Genomic DNA, 16,348 nt, shown 5'->3' with positions numbered 1-16,348 from the left:
GGCCTTCCCTAGCGGCTGTTAAGGCGCGCGCAAAGCCTGCTTTTCAACGCTGATCCGGGGCGAGCGCGGCGACATGGCCCGCGAGTTCGAAAGCGACGGCTGCGGGGTCGAGCGAGAGGATGATGGCGCCGCTGGCGAGTTGGCGCGCGGCTTCCCAGTGGTCCAGCGCTGTGCCGAGCGCGGGGCCGCTGCGCTGGCGGGCGGCGTCGGCGATGAAGGCGGGGACGCGCTCGAGGAAGGCTTCATAGCGCGGGCGCGCGGCTTTGCCGGAGAGCTGTTTTGCGAGGATGAGGCGGTGGCGGTTGCCGGGGTCGCCATCCGCTGCGATCGCGTAGAGCATGCGGTCCAGGTCGGTTACGTCCAGGCCCGCGTAGCGCAGGGCCTTCCCCGGGGCGCCCTCTCCCAGGGCGGCGAGCGCCTCTATGTCTGCGGGTGGCAGGTCGGGCTGCTCTCGGCGCAGGATGGTGCGCATGGCTTCGTCATCCAGCGGGTCGAAGCGGAGGGTGCGGCAGCGCGAGCGGATGGTGGGCAAGAGGCGGCCGGGCGCATGGCTGACGAGGAAGAAGAGCATGTCCGCTGGTGGCTCTTCCAGCGTCTTGAGGAGCGCGTTGGCGGCGCCGCGTTCGAGGTCGTCGGCGCTGTCGATGACGACTATGCGGCGTTGGGACAGGGACGGCGCGGACTGGACGAGGCGCTGGAGGCTGCGCACCTGATCGACCGAGATGTTGCGGGCGGTGCCGGTTTCCTTTTCCAGGCAGTAGAGTTCGGCGTAGTCGGGATGGGCTTCGGCTTCGATCAGCTTGCGGATGGGGTGATCGGTTGGGACTGACAGGCCTTCGCCGTCGGGCGCGGGGCCTGCTGCTTCGGCGAGGAGACGAAGGGCGAGCGCACGGGCAAAGCCAGCCTTGCCGATGCCGCGCGGGCCAGCGAATATCCAGCCATGATGCATGCGGCCACTGCGGGCGGCGGCGAGCAGCATGGCGGCCTGGGTGTCATGGCCGAGAATGGTCGTCATGGCAGCAGGTCGTCGAGTGCCGCGAGGAGGCGCGAGGTGACGGCTTCGGGGTGGCCCGACGCGTCTATGGTGCGGATGCGGGCTGGGTCTTGCTCAGCGAAGTGGGCGAAGGCAGATGCGACATTGGCGTGGAAGGCTGCGTCGCGGCCTCCGATGCGATCGGCCGCGTCTCCGTCGCGAACCCGAGCGCGTTGCTGTGCCTCGGCTTCGGGCAGGGTGAGGAAGAAAGTGCGGTCGGGGAGGAAGTCGGCGCTGCCGATTCGGTGGAGGGTCATTATGTCGGCGTCGGTTAGGTCACCCATCCCCTGATAGGCGCGACTGCTGTCGAGGAAGCGGTCGGACAGGACCCAGGCGCCGCGATCGAGGGCGGGGCGGATCGTCTTTTCGATATGATCGGCGCGGGCTGCGGCGAAGAGAAGCGCTTCGGCGCGGGGGCTCCAGCGGTCGGCGGTGCCGGTGAGGAGGAGGACGCGAATGGCTTCGGCGCCTTCGCTGCCGCCGGGTTCGCGGGTTTCCAGGACTTCCAGCCCCTTGGCGCGCAAGGCGGCGGCGAGGGCGCGGAGTTGCGTCGATTTACCCGCGCCCTCCCCGCCCTCTAAAGTGATGAACCGGCCGCGTGTCACCCGAAGAAGGACTTCAGGCCGTTCCAGAGGCGACCGAAGATGCCCGCTTCGGATACTTCTTCACCTGCCACCAGTGGCAGGACCTGCGGGGGGGTGTCAGGGGTGGAGACGATCAGTTCTGCGATCTTCTGCCCCTTGGCGATGGGCGCCTTGATCGGGCCGGTATAGGCGACCTTGACCGAGATGTTGCCTGACGCCGTGCGCGGCAGCGTTACGGCCATGTCCTGCGGCGCGACGAGCGGGACGGTGGTGGCGCTACCCAGCTGAACTTCAGCGGTTTCGACGGTCTGGCCCTTCTTGAAAAGCGGCTGCGCTTTCCACGCCTTGAAACCCCAGTCCATGAAGCGGACGGATTCCGAAACGCGGCCATTGTAGGTCGGCAGGCCAGCAACGACCATGACGATGCGGCGGCCATCCTGTTCGGCCGAGCCGGTAAAACCGAAACCCGCTTCCTCCGTATGGCCGGTCTTAAGGCCGTCGGCACCGGCGATCTTGCCGAGGATCGGGTTGCGGTTTGCTTGCGCGATGTCGGAGCCGCCCATGGTTTTGCCCCAGGTGAAGGAGCGGGTGGCGTAGAAGCGCTTGTAAAGGTCAGGCGTTTCCTCGATCGTCGCTTCGGCGAGACGGGCGAGGTCCTGCGCGGTCACATAAGTCACGCCTTCATCCGGCCAGCCATTGCTGGTGCCGAAATGGCTGTTCTTGAGGCCGAGGCGCTTGGCTTCGTCATTCATCTGCGCGACGAAAGCCTGCTCCGTCCCGGCAATCCCTTCGGCCAAAACCACGCAGGCGTCATTGCCGGACAGGGTCACGATGCCGTGGAGGAGATTTTCGACCGACACCTGTTCGCCCGCCGACAGGAACATGGTCGACCCGGCCGCCGGGCCGTGCCACTGTTTCCAGGTTTCGGGGCGGACGGTGAATTTCGTGTCGAGCTTCAGATCGCCCTTCTGGATCAGGCGGAAGGCGACGTGCGCCGTCATCATCTTCGCCATGGAGGCAGGTGGGATGCGCGTTTCGCCGCTCTTGTCATACAGCACGGCGCCCGACGACAGGTCCTTCATGTAAGCGATGGGCGCCTCGCTAGTATAAGGAGGCGCCGCAGCCGTGAGAGGCTGCGCCAGCAATCCGACGAAGAGGATGGCGGCTAGTGACTTGTTCATGAGGACTGCCTTCGCACTGATGGATTCGGGTGATGAGAATGCCCTGCCCCTGTCATTAGCCATGACAGACACATTCTCAAGAGGGCTGGCGCAACAGCCGACGCGCCAGCGCCCTTATTGCCGGACAGCGTCGGCGAGCAGCCCGACGGACAGGGCGTAGAAATTCGAGCAATTATAATCGAGGATCGCCCGGTAATTGCTGGTGAGCAGATAGGCGGTCTTGCCAGGACCATCGGGTTCGAGCAGCGTCGCAAGCACCGTATCGGCTGGCCAGCTGCCGCCCGCCGGGACGACACCCCGGCTGCGCCATTCGGCCATCGTCAGCCAGCGGCTGTGCCGATTGAATACGCGCAGGCAGCGGGCAGGCGCGGTTCGGGCGGCAACGCTAGCCCGACTGAAGCCGTCGGGCACCGAAACCGCCACTCCCCAGGGCTGGCCGCGCCGCCAACCGGCGTTGACGAAATAGTTGGCGATGGAGGCCAGCGCGTCGGCTTCGCTGTTCCAGATATCGACGCGGCCATCGCCGTCGCCATCCTTGCCCAGACGCAGATAGACGCTGGGAAGAAACTGGGGATAGCCCGTCGCTCCGGCCCAACTGCCGACCAGTCGGCTGCGGGGCACGCCATTGTCCAGCATCTTGAGCGTCGCCAGCAATTCCGGTTCGAACAGGGTGCGGCGGCGGCCTTCATAGGACAGCGTCGCAAGGGAACGGATGAGGTCGAAGTCGCCGGTATAGGAACCATAATTGGTTTCATGGCCGTAGATCGCGACCATGATTTCCTCAGGCACGCCGGTTTCCGCCTCTATCCGGGCAAGCCGGGCACGGTTCGCCTGATAAGCGGTGCGGCCACGGCTGATGCGCGCGGCATCGACATGCTGACGCCTGTAGGGTTCGAAATTGGGAATGGGCGAATAGGCCCCTCCCCCCGGCTGGTTCTGATCCAGTTGGACAACCCGTGGGTTGGGCGTGAGCGTGGGGAAGACGGAATCCAGCGTCGAAGAACGAATTCCCATCGCCTGCGCCTTTGGCCGCAGCGTTTCCAGATAGCTGCGAAAACCCGCGTCCTGCGCCATGTCCTGCGTCATGCCAGGCCCCGCCATCAAGCTGCCCGCCGTGACGACGGCAAGACGCAGTAGAAGCGAGTGAATGGTTGAACGCATTAGAGAATCTCCCTCAGCCCTTTGTGGCACAGCGACAGCAGGAGGCGAAATCCCCCTTGTCGCTTCCGTACCCACAAGAACGCGCCGAAAGCGGATTTTAGTCATTTTACGCTTGGCATGACGCAAAGCTTCGCTAGGAAGCGAGCGGACGGACAGGTGGCCGAGTGGTTTAAGGCAGCGGTCTTGAAAACCGCCGTGGGTTTACGCTCACCGTGGGTTCGAATCCCACCCTGTCCGCCACACCGATTAGAATGCCGTTCAGTAGTAGGAAACACCGGAAGAACGTTGCATATCCGCTCTCCATTGAGCATCCTCCTTATCCTTTTGAGTAAGATAGCCACTACCTTGCGGGAGGTAGCATGCAACAGGCGTGTATTGATCGCCGCAGGCCGGGCAACGCGATTTGCGGCTGTGTTCATGCTCTTTGGTTTGGATGATACGCCCGTTGACCTGTTCACACTTAGGACAAACAGGATAGCCAAGCGGGTTGCCGCCCTCATCAGTCATATAACTGTAGCCGCCATGGCCCCCGACAAGAGCCGCTTTAGATTCAAACGCAGCTTTCAGGCGTTCAATCTCCCTGTCCTTTTCGGCCATGCCTTCCTTGGCTTCCGCCAATGCCAGCTTGGCATCGGTTAGGGCTTCGATCACTTCGGCGACCTTTGCCTTGTAAGTCGCTTCATCATAGCTTTTTTCAATACCGCGAAGCGCCTTGGCGATGCCTAACCCTTGGGTGACAGCCGCAATGCCGGATGCAATGTCCATTTGGTTAGCTCAAAACCTTCATTATGAACGATATATGTGGCAGACATACTAGCTGCACCTAGTTAGAACAAGATAGGAACGTAAATGCCTTTGGCATGCGCTTAGGGGTAGGCGATGTTTAGAGCGAAAACAGTGTTGGTAATTGGCGCAGGAGCCAGCGTCGAAGTCGGCCTGCCTGTGGGGACCGACCTTCTGAAGCAAATTGTGCAGCTAACCCACATCACCTTTGAGCATTACCGCCAGAAACACGGCGATCCGGCAATCGTTGAGGCGCTGAAAATAATCCTAAATGAAGATGGTGACGTCACTAAATTCAACCAACACCTTCATTCGGCTTGGCAACTTAGCGAATCAGCGAATCAGGCGCTGTCCATTGATAATGTCATTGACGCTCTTGAAGATCAGCAAGTTGAACTGGTAGGAAAACTTGGAATTGTGCGGGCCATATTAAAGGCAGAAGCATCCAGTCCTGTCTTTAGGCGCGCTGAAAACATGCGAGAAACTCTCGATCTTTCCAAGTTTGGCGATACTTGGTATAGCAGCCTTACTAAACTTCTGACGGAAAATGTTCGAAAAAGTCAGGTCGGAAGCATCTTTGATAATTTAAAAATAGTAAACTTTAACTATGATAGATGCCTAGAACATTACCTACCCTTCTCTCTGGCTTCTTATTACGGCGTGAAACCCGACGAGATTAGAGAGATAATGGAGAGGCTAACCATACATCGCCCGTATGGCGTGGCAGGGCGACTGCCGTGGCAAAAGGGAGATGCGCCTAGCGTCGACTTTGGCGGAGGCTCTCCGCAGCAGCTTGCTGATGTGGCGCAACAGGTTCGCACATTCACCGAGCGCGTTGAGGAAGGCGAGGAACTCGCGGCAATGCGGGCGAGCATAGCTGGCGCGGATCGAGTCATCTTCCTTGGCTTTGCTTTCCATCGCCAGAATGTCGAGTTACTCGCACAGAAAATGCAAGATCATTCTGAGCTTGTGGCGACCGCCCATCAAATATCCCAAAGCGACAAGTCGGTCATCGAAGATGAACTTGGCAAAGCATTTGAACATGAATTTGTGATGCACGACACGCGAATTAAGTTGGCGGATATGACGTGCTCTCAGTTCTTCAAAGAATATTGGCGAACGCTAACCGCAGATAAGGGCGACCATGAACCTTTTCGAACGCCTGACTTCGCACCGCGAATGCCGATGATGCCATCGCTGAACTTGGGGAATAAAAAATAACTTCAGATGCCGTCGGTCAATCCCGTGATGCCTCTCCCGCTATTGCTGGCGGCTTTTAATGGCGTAACTACTGGCATTTGCTTGGATCTGCGGCGGTGGTGAGTCTACGGCGTGCAAGAGAGTGATCGCCCTGCCAGCAACCGGAGCGAATGTCTCCGCCCCCTTCTCGTGCAGAGCGAATATCTGCGCCCGCATTCGCGGTTCCCAGAATTTGGCGATGTGATCGGCGACTGCCTGTGCCGCTTTTTCTTCGCCCATGGTCATGAAGTTTCTGGCGATCTGGTTGGCCATATAGACCAGCCGGTCCTGATTGGACATCATCGAGTGGTCTTCAGTCATGCCGTCATTCCGCTGCGTGGATCATGTCGATGCGCCGACTATGCCGGGCTTGCGCGTCATAGCTTTTCTGCCAGTCGCTGGGACCGTTTGACGCGGACACCTGCACCGCCGTCACCTTATATTCCGGGCAATTGGTGGCCCAGTCCGAATAGTCGGTGGTGATGACGTTCGCCTGCGTTTCGGGGTGGTGGAAGGTCGTGTAGACAACGCCCGGCGCGACGCGTTCGGTCACCAGCGCTCGCAGGGTCGTCTCCCCTGCCCTGCTGCGGAGCGTTACCCAATCACCGTCCTTAAGGCCCCTGTTTTCCGCGTCGCTGGGATGGATTTCCAGTCGGTCTTCGGGATGCCAGGCAGCATTGGCGGTGCGCCGGGTCTGCGCGCCGACATTATATTGGCTAAGGATGCGTCCGGTGGTCAGGAGTAGCGGGAAGCGCGGGCCGGTCTTTTCATCGGTCGGCACATAGTCGGTGACGACGAACTTGCCCCTGCCCCGCACGAAACCGTCGATATGCATGGTCGGCGTGCCGTGGGGAGCCCGGTCGTTCGCGGGCCATTGCAGCGATCCCTCAACGTCCAGGCGGTCGTAATGCACGCCCGCGAAGGTAGGGGTGAGCGCGGCGATTTCATCCATGATCTGCGACGGGTGGCTGTAGGTCCAGCCCAATCCCATGGCGTTGGCGACCAGTTGCACGATCTCCCAATCTTCATAGCCGTTGAGGGGCGTCATCACCTTGCGCACGCGCTGAATGCGTCGTTCGGCGTTGGTGAAGGTCCCGTCCTTTTCCAGGAAGGTGGAGCCGGGCAGGAATATATGCGCGTAATTGGCGGTCTCGTTGAGGAAGAGGTCCTGCACCACGACGCATTCCATCGCCGCCAGCCCGGCCGCGACATGGTGCGTATTGGGGTCGGACTGGAGAATGTCCTCGCCCTGGATGAAAATGCCCTTGAAGCTGCCGTCGGTCGCAGCATCCAGCATGTTGGGGATGCGAAGCCCCGGTTCGGGGTCCAGCGCAACGCCCCAGCTTTGTTCGAAGATCGCGCGCGTGGCGTCGTCGGAAACGTGGCGATAACCGGAAAATTCGTGCGGGAAGCTGCCCATGTCACAGGCGCCCTGCACATTATTCTGCCCGCGCAGTGGGTTCACGCCCACGCCCTCGCGCCCGACATTGCCGGTCGCCATGGCGAGATTGGCGATTGCCATGACGGTCGAACTGCCCTGGCTATGTTCCGTGACGCCGAGGCCGTAATAGATCGCGCCGTTGCCTCCGGTTGCGTAAAGGCGAGCGGCGGCGCGCACATCCTCCGCCTTCACCCCGGTCAGCGGCTCGATCGCTTCGGGAGAGCGGGCTGGCTGTGACACGAACTCGGCCCATTCGGCAAATTCGTCCCAATCGCAGCGCGCGCGGATGAAGGGTTCATCGTACAGCTTCTCGGTCACGACGACATGAGCGAGAGCCGTCAGCATGGCGACGTTGGTGCCCGGGCGCAGCGGCAGATGGTGTTCCGCCTCGACATGGGGGGATTTAACCATGTCGATACGACGCGGGTCGATGACGATCAGCTTGGCGCCCTGCCGCAACCGCTTCTTCATGCGCGAGGCAAATACCGGGTGGCCGTCAGTCGGGTTGGCGCCGATGACGAGGATCACGTCGGATTGCATCACGCTGTCGAAATCCTGCGTTCCGGCAGAGGTGCCGAAGGTCGTGCTGAGCCCATAGCCGGTCGGCGAATGGCAGACGCGGGCGCAGGTATCGACATTATTGTTGCCGAAACCCTGGCGGACGAGCTTTTGGACGAGGAATGTTTCCTCATTGGTGCAGCGGCTTGATGTGATGCCGCCGATGGAGCGCGTACCATATTTGGCCTGGATGCGACGGAACTCCGCTGCCGTATGGGCTATTGCTTCGTCCCACGACACCTCGCGCCAAGGCTGATCCACGGATGCGCGGATCATGGGGTTGAGTATCCGGTCCTGATGCTGGGCATAGCCCCAGGCGAACCGGCCCTTGACGCAGCTATGGCCGCGATTGGCCTTGCCCTCTTTCCACGGCACCATGCGCACCAGTTCCTCGCCACGCATTTCCGCGCGGAAGGTGCAGCCGACGCCGCAATAGGCGCAGGTGGTGACGATGGCCCGGTCGGGCGTGCCGACCTCGACCACTTTCTTTTCGATCAGCGAGGCGGTGGGACAAGCCTGCACGCAGGCGCCACAGGACACGCATTCGGAGCCAAGGAAATCCTCGCCCTGCGAGGCCGAGACTTTTGATCCAAAGCCCTTATCCTCGATAGTCAGCGCGAAGGTGCCCTGCACCTCTTCACAGGCGCGCACGCAGCGGGAGCAAACTATGCATTTGCTGGGATCGAAGTCGAAATAGGGGTTCGACTGGTCCTTGGCCTGCCCCATATTGGTTGCGCCGTCATAGCCATAGCGGACCTCCCGCAGCCCCACCGCACCGGCTTGATCCTGCAATTCGCAGTCGCCATTGGCCGCGCAGGTCAGGCAGTCGAGCGGATGGTCGGAGATGTAAAGCTCCATCACGCCCCGACGGAGCTGCTTCAGCCGGTCGCTTTGGGTGCGAACCACCATGCCCTCGGCGATGGGCGTGGTGCAGGATGCGGGATAGCCGCTGCGCCCTTCCACTTCGACCAGGCATAGGCGGCAGGAGCCGAAACTCTCCAGATTGTCGGTGGCGCACAGTTTTGGAATGGAGCAGCCGGTGAGCGAAGCGGCGCGCATGATGCTCGTGCCCTCGGCCATAGTGACGCTTTGGCCGTCAATGGTGAGCGTGATGGGCTTGCCGGTGGTGAGGGCTGGCGGGGTGCCATGATCGGCTTCGCGGGTGAAGGTCATTCCGCAGCTTCCTTTGCAGACGCGGGCGCGCCAAAGTCTTCGGGGAAATGGTCGAGCGCGCTCAACACCGGGTAGGGCGTGAACCCACCCAGCGCGCAGAGCGAGCCATATTTCATCGTGTCGGCGAGGTCGCGGAGCAGTTGCAGATCCTCGTCCAGGCCGCGTTGCATGGCGCCGGGCGCTCGTGAATAGAGCGCCTTGTCCAGTCCTGGCGGAATAGGTGGGTTGGCAGGGGGCGGCCCCTCCGCCCTGCGGGTCAACAGCCGATCCATGATCTCCACTCCACGTGTCGATCCGATCCGGCAAGGCGTGCATTTGCCGCAGCTTTCGACCGAACAGAACTCCATGGCAAAGCGCGCCATATGCGCCATATCGACGCTGTCATCGAAGACGGTAATGCCCGCATGGCCGATCAGCCCGTCGGCTTGCGCGAATGCTTCATAATCAAACGGCAGATGGAACATGGATGGCGGGAAATAAGCGCCGAGGGGGCCACCCACCTGGACCGCGCGAACGGGGCGACCGCTCGCCGTGCCGCGGCCGATCTGGTTCACCAATTCCCCCAACGTTATGCCAAAGCCGATCTCATAAAGGCCGCCATGCTTCACATTGCCCGCGAGTTGCACCGGCATCGTTCCGCGCGAACGGCCAAAGCCAACCGCCGCATAGGCATCCGGCCCTTCCGCCAGGATGAAGGGCACCGCAGCCAGCGACAGCACATTGTTGATGACGGTCGGCTGACCAAACAGCCCCTGCAAGGCCGGGAGCGGCGGCTTTGCCCGCACCTGCCCGCGTTTACCCTCGATACTGTCGAGCAGCGCCGTTTCCTCGCCGCAGACATAGGCGCCCGCGCCCTCGCGCACCTCCAGTGTGAAGGGCGCGATGAGATGCGCGCTGGTATCGATCGCCGCGCGCATGGTGGCGATGCTATAGGGATATTCGCTACGGATATAGATATAGCCATGGGCCGCGCCGACGGCATGGGCGGCGATCGCCATGCCCTCGATCAGGCAGAAGGGATCGCCCTCCATAAGCATCCGATCCGCGAAGGTGCCGCTGTCGCCTTCATCGGCATTGCAGACGATGAACTTGGGCGCGCCCGGCGCGTCCAGTACCGTCTGCCATTTGATCCCGGTCGGGAAACCGGCGCCGCCGCGTCCGCGCAGCCCCGACGCCTTGACCGCATCGACCACTTGCTGGGGAGGGATGGCGCGAGCCTTTTCCAGCCCTTTCCAGCCATCATGGGCCGCATAATCGGTAAGGCTGAGCGGATCGATGATGCCGCACCGTGCGAAGGTAAAGCGCTGCTGACCAGCGAAGAAGGGCAAATCGTCCACCTTGCCCAGCATGGCAGGATGCGTGCCGTCCAGCACCGCCGCGACATCCTGCAGCCCGACCGGCCCGTAGCCGATGCGGCCTGCATCCGTCTCCACTTCGACCAACGGCTCGATGGAAAACAAGCCGCGCGATCCAGTGCGCACCACTTCGCACCCTGCCTGCGCGAAGCCGCGTGCGACTTCGTCGGCGCCCAGCGCGACGGAGGCCATATCTCGGCTGATGAAGACCCGGCTCATGCCGCCATCTCCGCCGCGATCCGCTCCAGGGCTTTGGCATCGATCGCTGCAACCGGTCGACCGTCCACCAGCGCGTTCGGCCCGATCGCACAGAGGCCCAGGCAGTAGACAGGCTCCAGACTTAGCTGGCCGTCCGCCCGGGTTTCGCCCATGGCGACGCCCAGAATTTGCGCCGCCTGATGCTCCACCACCGCACCGCCGCGCGATTGGCAGCTTTCCGCGCGGCAAAGCCTCACAATGTGGCGGCCGGGCGGAACACGGCGAAAATCATGGTAGAAGGTGATAACGCCATGCACGTCCGCGCGGGTGAGGTTCAACGCCTGCGCAATTAGCGGCACCTGCGCATCATCGATATAGCCCGCCTCGCTCTGCACGGCATGCAGAAGGGGCAGTAACTGGTCGCGCGTGGCGCCATGACGCGCGGTCCAGCTTTCGATAAATGCTTCCATCCTACCCTGCCTGCACCCTTCGATCAGACGCCATCGTGCAGGGCCACCCGGCTCGGGTCAAATTGAAGCCCCTAATGGATGATAGGGATATTCTATGAAGCGGCGCGATATCCGTTGGGCAAGCGCAGGTCGCGCGCAACGCTGAGGACCGCTTGAGCCAGCGGCCCCATCGGTGCGCGATCAGACACTATGACGCCCACCCGACTGCCTTCCGCCGTGGCAGGCAGCGGATAGGTACGCGCCCAAGCCAGCCCTTCCAGCAAAGTCGCATGATTTTCCGGAATGATGGAACAGAGCCGTCCCTGCTGCACGAGACCAAGCAGTGCGACATAGCTGTCCGCCGTGACCACCGGACGCAGGGCAAGCCCGCGTTCGGCCAGACGCGCGTCCAGGATACGTCTATTTTGCATGCCCTGATGCAACAGGCACAGTGGCAGATCCGCAAGATCGGCCCAATTGAGCGGATCGGGTATCGGAGCGCAGCCGACCGCACCGATGAGGATCGCCCGCTCTGTATAAAGGGGCACTGACAAGGCGTGGGCCGGTGGCTCGAAATCGAGATAGGTTATCCCGGCGTCCAGTTCGAACGCCGCGAGGCCCCGCTCGATCTGCCGCGAAGTGAGCGCCCGCACGGAGATGTTAAGGCCCCCGTGGCGCTCCAGCATCGCTTCGGTGAGATGGCCAATCACCGGCATGGCGGCCGGGATCGCGCCCAGCCTTAATTCGCCCTTCAGCGGACCACGGGCCGTTTCCGCCGCGTGACCAAGAGCTTCGGCAGCGGCGATCAATTGCCGTGCCCATGGCAGGATAGCTTCACCCTCTGCGGTCAACCCCACATATTTGCGATCGCGCCGGATCAGCCGCTTTCCCAGCTGGGCTTCCAGTGACGCGATGCCCACGGACAGGGTGGGTTGCGAGACATTGCAATAGGACGCGGCGCGCGCGAAATGACCTTCGCGCTCCAATGCCAGGAAATATTCGACAAGACGCGTCTGCATGCTGTCATCTACACTGGATCGGGCGCAAGTTCATAGAGTGAAACTATGGTAGCCACTGAAGGGGAAGCAGGGCGATAATTCAGCCGAATGACGATCCTGTCGATCTCTGTTGCAGACTATCGTAGCTATGGTTCGCCTTAACCCTCGTTAAGGAGTATTGTGAACCAGCATGCTATCACTTCCACCTCACCATCTGGAGGTTGCAATGTCTGGGCAAGCGGATGCACCTTATTTGTTCCGGCGCGCACGGGAAGAAGCTGCCAAGGTCAACGACGCCTTGGCAAGGCACGCTCCCGCCGAAGAGGTCGCGGCGCATCGGGAATTGGCGTTGCGGTACAAGGTGCGGGCGCTGGCCGCTTCCTGTCCCGATCAGGTCCTGCATGACGCCATGGAAAATTTTGACGTGCCAAGCGACCCCGTAGGCGGAAAGCCTGCGCATCAATAACGTAGGGGGATTGCAGCCGATAAAAATGAAAGCGCCCCCGAGCAAGGGATGCCGGGGGCGCGACTTGTATGCTGTCGGGCATCCAAATCGCGGCGCGTTTAACAGACATTGTTGACGACTGCAATCCAGTGATAACTTTCCAGCCGCCATGCCGTAACGTCAATGTGGACGTCGTCCTTTGCAGCAAAGGAATATGCAGGTGGGACAAAAAGGCTAATTGAATTACGCTCCCCTATCATCACATGGACTTGTGGCAACAAAGGCCCGAAATCAGCACAGGGGAAAGCAGGACATGGTTCAACCGTCGGACAAGTTGCCGCGGCGTTCGCTGATCGAAACGGGCGCTCTGGGCCGTTGCCCCCGGTGCGGCGAAGGGCATATTTTCAAGGGGTTTCTTACCGTCCGCGATCGATGTGAGGTTTGTGGACTGGATTATTCCTTTGCGGACCCGGCGGATGGCCCAGCGGTGTTCGTGCAGTTGTTCGCTTGCGTTCCCGGCGTCATCTTTATCGTGATGCTGGAGATATTGGCGCGGCCGCCTCTATGGGTGCACATCGCCGTCGGTATCCCGGTGCTCATATTGACCACAGTGCTGCCGTTACGCCCAATCAAGGGCTGGCTGGTCGCCGCCCAATATGTGACGAAGGCGCAGGAGGCAGGGACGGCGGACTTATGGGCCAAGCTGCACGGAGATGGGTCGGACAAGCGGGATTGAGTAGTCGGGCGATTTTGAGGAGCATCCTTTGGGGCGCCCCTTTGGCACCGCCCGGCAACTGATCCAGGTTTACTTGAGACATGTTCGCCTGAGATGCCAGCTTTCGCTGGCATGACGGCGGATTAAAACCGGCTTTCTGCCTTAGAAAATCACTGCTTCAAGCGAGCGCGCCGTGGCAGTGCTTGTATTTTTGACCGGAGCCGCACGGGCATGGCGCGTTGCGGCTGATATCCAGATTGGTGAACTCACCGGGCTGAGCGTTGCCGACCGGCGGACGCGGGAGCGTGGTCGTGATGCTGCTCAACTGGCCCGCGTCGATGTCACCGCTATTATCTTCGCCCGAGAAGGGGTCGATATGCGTGGTGATGAAGTCGGGAAGCACGGGCAGGTCGAACTCGGGCAGCGGCTCTTCCATCCTGAACTGCACGCGCGCGATCGAGCCGGTCACATCCTCGCGGATGTTGCTCAGCATGCGCTCGAACAGGGCGAAGGCTTCCTGCTTATATTCGTTGATCGGCGTTTTTTGCGCATAGGCACGCAGGTGGACGACCTGGCGTAGCGCGTCCAGTGTCGAGAGATGCTCTTTCCAGTGATGGTCGAGGCTCTGGAGCAGGATCGACTTTTCGATCATGTGCCAGTTTTCCGGATCGATCCCGCCAATCTTTTCGGCCACCGCTTCATCGGCAAGAGCCTTGAGGCGTTCCTCGATCAATTCCGGATCGACGGCATCTTCCGTCAGCCATGCGTCGAAGTCGGGCTCAAGCCCGAGGATTTCGGCGGTGCGCGCCTTCAGCCGGTCGATATCCCACTGTTCGGGATAAGTGCCCGGAGGACAGGATGCGCCGACAAGGTCGTTGACCGTTTCGTGCCGCATGTCCGTCACGACGTCATCAACGGTATCAGCGTCCATGATGTCGGCGCGCTGTTCATAAATGACCTTGCGCTGGTCGTTCATGACGTCGTCATATTCGACGACCTGCTTGCGGATGTCGTAGTTGCGCGCCTCGACCTTTCTCTGAGCGGTCTCGATCGCCTTGCTGAGCCACTTGGACGGGGGCAGCGCCTCGCCATCTTCCAGGTTCGAGCGGATCATCTTGGCGAACATCGTGTCCGGGCCGAAGATGCGCATGAGGTCATCGTCGAGGCTGAGGTAGAAGCGCGAGAGGCCGGGGTCGCCCTGACGCCCTGAACGGCCGCGCAGCTGGTTGTCGATGCGGCGGCTTTCGTGCCGTTCCGTCGCGAGGACGAAGAGGCCACCGGCCGCAAGCACTTCGGCCTTTTCAGCCTCGATTTCGGCGTCGATGCGAGCGATCGCGGCTTCGCGTTCCGGGCCTTCCGGCATGTCGCGCAATTCGTCGTCGACGCGCATTTCCAGGTTGCCGCCCAATTTGATGTCGGTGCCGCGCCCGGCCATGTTGGTCGCGATCGTGACGGCGCCCTTACGGCCGGCCTGGGCGACGATATGGGCTTCGCTTTCGTGGAAGCGGGCGTTGAGGACGGCGTGCTTGACGCCTTCCTGATTGAGGAATTCGGACAGCATTTCCGACTTTTCGATCGACACCGTGCCGACGAGGACGGGCTGGCCCTGCTCCGCATGGACCTTGATGGTCTTTGCGATACCGCGGAACTTGTCTTCCAGATTCTTGTAGAAGCTGTCTTCTTCATCGACACGCTGCACCGGCCGGTTGGTCGGGATGGTGACGACGTTCATCTTGTAGATTTCGTAGAATTCGGTCGCTTCGGTCGCGGCCGTGCCGGTCATGCCACCGAGCTTGGGATACATGCGGAAAAAATTCTGGAAAGTGATGGAGGCGAGCGTCTGGTTTTCCGGCTCGATCTGAACGCCTTCCTTGGCTTCCACCGCCTGGTGCAAGCCGTCCGACCAGCGACGGCCATCCATCATACGGCCGGTGAACTCATCGATGATGATGACCTTGCCATCTTTCACGATGTAATCGATGTCCCGGCGGAACATCACGACCGCGCGCAGCGCCTGGTTGACGTGGTGAACGACGGCGGTGTTTTCGAAATCGTAGAGGTTGGCGCCCTCCAGCAGGCCAGCATCTTCCAGCAGACGCTCGATCTTTTCCGTGCCGTCCTCCGTCAGCGTGACGGTGCGCTGCTTCTCGTCCTTCTCATAATCGGCTTCGTCCAGCTTCTTCACGATAGCATCGACGGCGACATAGAGTTCCGACTTGTCATCGGTCGGACCCGAGATAATCAGAGGGGTGCGCGCTTCGTCGATCAGGATCGAGTCCACCTCGTCGACGATGGCGAAGTTGAATGGCCGCTGCACCATCGATGCGCGGTCATATTTCATATTGTCGCGCAGATAGTCGAAGCCGAGTTCGTTGTTCGTCGCGTAGGTGATGTCGGCGTTATAGGCTTCGCGACGCTGATCTTCGCTAAGGTTCGGGACGATCACGCCCGTGGTGAGGCCGAGGAAACGATAGACCTGGCCCATCCATTCGCAGTCGCGGCTGGCGAGATAGTCGTTCACGGTGACGACGTGGACGCCCTTCCCTTCCAGCGCGTTCAGATAGGTGGCGAGCGTCGCGACCAGCGTCTTGCCCTCACCCGTGCGCATTTCGGCGATCTCGCCGCGATGGAGGACGATGCCGCCGACCATCTGGACATCATAATGGCGCTGGTGAAGCGTGCGCTTGGCCGCTTCGCGGACGGTGGCGAAGGCTTCGGGGAGCATATCATCGAGGGTTTCGCCCTGCGCCAGGCGTTCGCGGAAGCGTGCGGTCTGGGCCGTCAGTTCCTCATCGCTCATCGCCGAAATGGCGGGTTCGAAAGATGCGATGCGTTCGACGATCTTGCCCAGCGACTTTACGTAGCGTTCGTTGGACGATCCGAAGATGGACTTGGCGAGTGCGCCGAACATGCAAGTTCCTGACAAAAGGGGAGCGCGCACCCTTTTAAGGCAACGCACACGGATATGCGCGGCGATTTAGGGTTTGCCTGTGGGATAGTCAATTGATGAGCGGCCTGACCGCTTCGATCGAGGC

At 61.2% G+C, this 16,348-nt stretch carries 14 protein-coding genes and 1 tRNA gene; 4 read left to right on the top strand and 11 right to left on the bottom strand.

Features of this window, described 5'->3' with window-relative positions:
- Positions 1 to 43: 43 nt before the first annotated feature.
- The 4 genes from ACZ5YV_RS04600 to ACZ5YV_RS04585 all read right to left on the bottom strand — a co-directional run bounded on the left by ACZ5YV_RS04600 (position 44) and on the right by ACZ5YV_RS04585 (position 3,959).
- Complete coding sequence (locus ACZ5YV_RS04600) at positions 44 to 1,015, bottom strand: DNA polymerase III subunit delta' (protein WP_464788785.1); 972 nt, start codon at positions 1,013 to 1,015, stop codon at positions 44 to 46.
- On the bottom strand, positions 1,012 to 1,638 hold the full coding sequence (gene tmk, locus ACZ5YV_RS04595) for a dTMP kinase (protein WP_464788784.1): 627 nt from the start codon (positions 1,636 to 1,638) through the stop codon (positions 1,012 to 1,014). The genes ACZ5YV_RS04600 and tmk overlap by 4 nt, the downstream gene beginning before the upstream one ends.
- Entirely contained in the window at positions 1,635 to 2,798 is a 1,164-nt protein-coding gene (locus ACZ5YV_RS04590; protein ID WP_464788783.1) for a D-alanyl-D-alanine carboxypeptidase family protein, read from the bottom strand. Before ACZ5YV_RS04590 ends, tmk begins: the two co-directional genes overlap by 4 nt.
- Positions 2,799 to 2,912: 114 nt before the next feature.
- On the bottom strand, positions 2,913 to 3,959 hold the full coding sequence (locus ACZ5YV_RS04585) for a lytic murein transglycosylase (protein ID WP_464788782.1): 1,047 nt from the start codon (positions 3,957 to 3,959) through the stop codon (positions 2,913 to 2,915).
- Positions 3,960 to 4,109: 150 nt separating this feature from the next.
- On the opposite strand from ACZ5YV_RS04585, the gene ACZ5YV_RS04580 reads away from it, so the two are divergent.
- A tRNA-Ser gene (locus tag ACZ5YV_RS04580) sits at positions 4,110 to 4,199 on the top strand.
- Positions 4,200 to 4,217: 18 nt separating this feature from the next.
- On the opposite strand, the gene ACZ5YV_RS04575 is transcribed toward ACZ5YV_RS04580, so the two are convergent.
- Complete coding sequence (locus tag ACZ5YV_RS04575; protein WP_464788781.1) at positions 4,218 to 4,724, bottom strand: hypothetical protein; 507 nt, start codon at positions 4,722 to 4,724, stop codon at positions 4,218 to 4,220.
- A 114-nt stretch (positions 4,725 to 4,838) separates the two neighbouring features.
- Between ACZ5YV_RS04575 and ACZ5YV_RS04570 the strand changes: the two genes are divergently transcribed.
- Positions 4,839 to 5,963, top strand: a complete 1,125-nt coding sequence (locus ACZ5YV_RS04570) for a hypothetical protein (protein ID WP_464788780.1) — start codon at positions 4,839 to 4,841, stop codon at positions 5,961 to 5,963.
- A gap of 39 nt (positions 5,964 to 6,002) precedes the next feature.
- On the opposite strand, the gene ACZ5YV_RS04565 is transcribed toward ACZ5YV_RS04570, so the two are convergent.
- The 5 genes from ACZ5YV_RS04565 to ACZ5YV_RS04545 all read right to left on the bottom strand — a co-directional run bounded on the left by ACZ5YV_RS04565 (position 6,003) and on the right by ACZ5YV_RS04545 (position 12,174).
- Entirely contained in the window at positions 6,003 to 6,302 is a 300-nt protein-coding gene (locus ACZ5YV_RS04565; RefSeq protein WP_464788779.1) for a formate dehydrogenase subunit delta, read from the bottom strand.
- Between the two features lie 4 nt (positions 6,303 to 6,306).
- On the bottom strand, positions 6,307 to 9,153 hold the full coding sequence (gene fdhF, locus ACZ5YV_RS04560) for a formate dehydrogenase subunit alpha (protein WP_464788778.1): 2,847 nt from the start codon (positions 9,151 to 9,153) through the stop codon (positions 6,307 to 6,309).
- Positions 9,150 to 10,727 carry a formate dehydrogenase beta subunit gene (locus ACZ5YV_RS04555; RefSeq protein WP_464788777.1) on the bottom strand — a complete coding sequence of 526 codons (1,578 nt, stop codon included), beginning with the start codon at positions 10,725 to 10,727 and terminating at the stop codon, positions 9,150 to 9,152. Before ACZ5YV_RS04555 ends, fdhF begins: the two co-directional genes overlap by 4 nt.
- Positions 10,724 to 11,176 carry an NAD(P)H-dependent oxidoreductase subunit E gene (locus tag ACZ5YV_RS04550; protein ID WP_464788776.1) on the bottom strand — a complete coding sequence of 151 codons (453 nt, stop codon included), beginning with the start codon at positions 11,174 to 11,176 and terminating at the stop codon, positions 10,724 to 10,726. Before ACZ5YV_RS04550 ends, ACZ5YV_RS04555 begins: the two co-directional genes overlap by 4 nt.
- A 92-nt stretch (positions 11,177 to 11,268) precedes the next feature.
- On the bottom strand, positions 11,269 to 12,174 hold the full coding sequence (locus ACZ5YV_RS04545) for a LysR family transcriptional regulator (protein ID WP_464788775.1): 906 nt from the start codon (positions 12,172 to 12,174) through the stop codon (positions 11,269 to 11,271).
- A 205-nt stretch (positions 12,175 to 12,379) separates the two neighbouring features.
- Between ACZ5YV_RS04545 and ACZ5YV_RS04540 the strand changes: the two genes are divergently transcribed.
- Together ACZ5YV_RS04540 and ACZ5YV_RS04535 are read left to right on the top strand one after the other, a co-directional pair.
- Complete coding sequence (locus tag ACZ5YV_RS04540; protein WP_464788774.1) at positions 12,380 to 12,619, top strand: hypothetical protein; 240 nt, start codon at positions 12,380 to 12,382, stop codon at positions 12,617 to 12,619.
- A 292-nt stretch (positions 12,620 to 12,911) separates the two neighbouring features.
- Positions 12,912 to 13,334: a DUF983 domain-containing protein gene (locus ACZ5YV_RS04535; protein ID WP_464788773.1), complete on the top strand. Its 423-nt coding sequence runs from the start codon at positions 12,912 to 12,914 to the stop codon at positions 13,332 to 13,334.
- A gap of 157 nt (positions 13,335 to 13,491) precedes the next feature.
- Here the strand turns inward: ACZ5YV_RS04535 and secA are convergent, their stop codons facing one another.
- The gene (gene secA / locus ACZ5YV_RS04530; protein ID WP_464788772.1) at positions 13,492 to 16,224 is read right to left on the bottom strand and encodes a preprotein translocase subunit SecA; all 2,733 of its coding nucleotides are present in this window, start codon (positions 16,222 to 16,224) and stop codon (positions 13,492 to 13,494) included.
- Positions 16,225 to 16,348 lie beyond the last annotated feature (124 nt).

It is taken from the genome of Sphingobium sp. TomTYG46, from assembly GCF_055396345.1.
This window is presented reverse-complemented; position numbering and strand designations above follow the sequence as displayed.

Bases quoted from the DNA above. Each gene is read 5' to 3' on its own strand.
- ACZ5YV_RS04575 (WP_464788781.1), bottom strand. From the start codon at position 4,724: ATGGACATTGCATCCGGCATTGCGGCTGTCACCCAAGGGTTAGGCATC.
- ACZ5YV_RS04600 (WP_464788785.1), bottom strand. From the start codon at position 1,015: ATGACGACCATTCTCGGCCATGACACCCAGGCCGCCATGCTGCTCGCC.
- fdhF (WP_464788778.1), bottom strand. From the start codon at position 9,153: ATGACCTTCACCCGCGAAGCCGATCATGGCACCCCGCCAGCCCTCACC.
- ACZ5YV_RS04590 (WP_464788783.1), bottom strand. From the start codon at position 2,798: ATGAACAAGTCACTAGCCGCCATCCTCTTCGTCGGATTGCTGGCGCAG.
- ACZ5YV_RS04555 (WP_464788777.1), bottom strand. From the start codon at position 10,727: ATGAGCCGGGTCTTCATCAGCCGAGATATGGCCTCCGTCGCGCTGGGC.
- ACZ5YV_RS04550 (WP_464788776.1), bottom strand. From the start codon at position 11,176: ATGGAAGCATTTATCGAAAGCTGGACCGCGCGTCATGGCGCCACGCGC.
- ACZ5YV_RS04585 (WP_464788782.1), bottom strand. From the start codon at position 3,959: ATGCGTTCAACCATTCACTCGCTTCTACTGCGTCTTGCCGTCGTCACG.
- ACZ5YV_RS04545 (WP_464788775.1), bottom strand. From the start codon at position 12,174: ATGCAGACGCGTCTTGTCGAATATTTCCTGGCATTGGAGCGCGAAGGT.
- ACZ5YV_RS04535 (WP_464788773.1), top strand. From the start codon at position 12,912: ATGGTTCAACCGTCGGACAAGTTGCCGCGGCGTTCGCTGATCGAAACG.
- ACZ5YV_RS04565 (WP_464788779.1), bottom strand. From the start codon at position 6,302: ATGACTGAAGACCACTCGATGATGTCCAATCAGGACCGGCTGGTCTAT.
- ACZ5YV_RS04540 (WP_464788774.1), top strand. From the start codon at position 12,380: ATGTCTGGGCAAGCGGATGCACCTTATTTGTTCCGGCGCGCACGGGAA.
- secA (WP_464788772.1), bottom strand. From the start codon at position 16,224: ATGTTCGGCGCACTCGCCAAGTCCATCTTCGGATCGTCCAACGAACGC.
- ACZ5YV_RS04570 (WP_464788780.1), top strand. From the start codon at position 4,839: ATGTTTAGAGCGAAAACAGTGTTGGTAATTGGCGCAGGAGCCAGCGTC.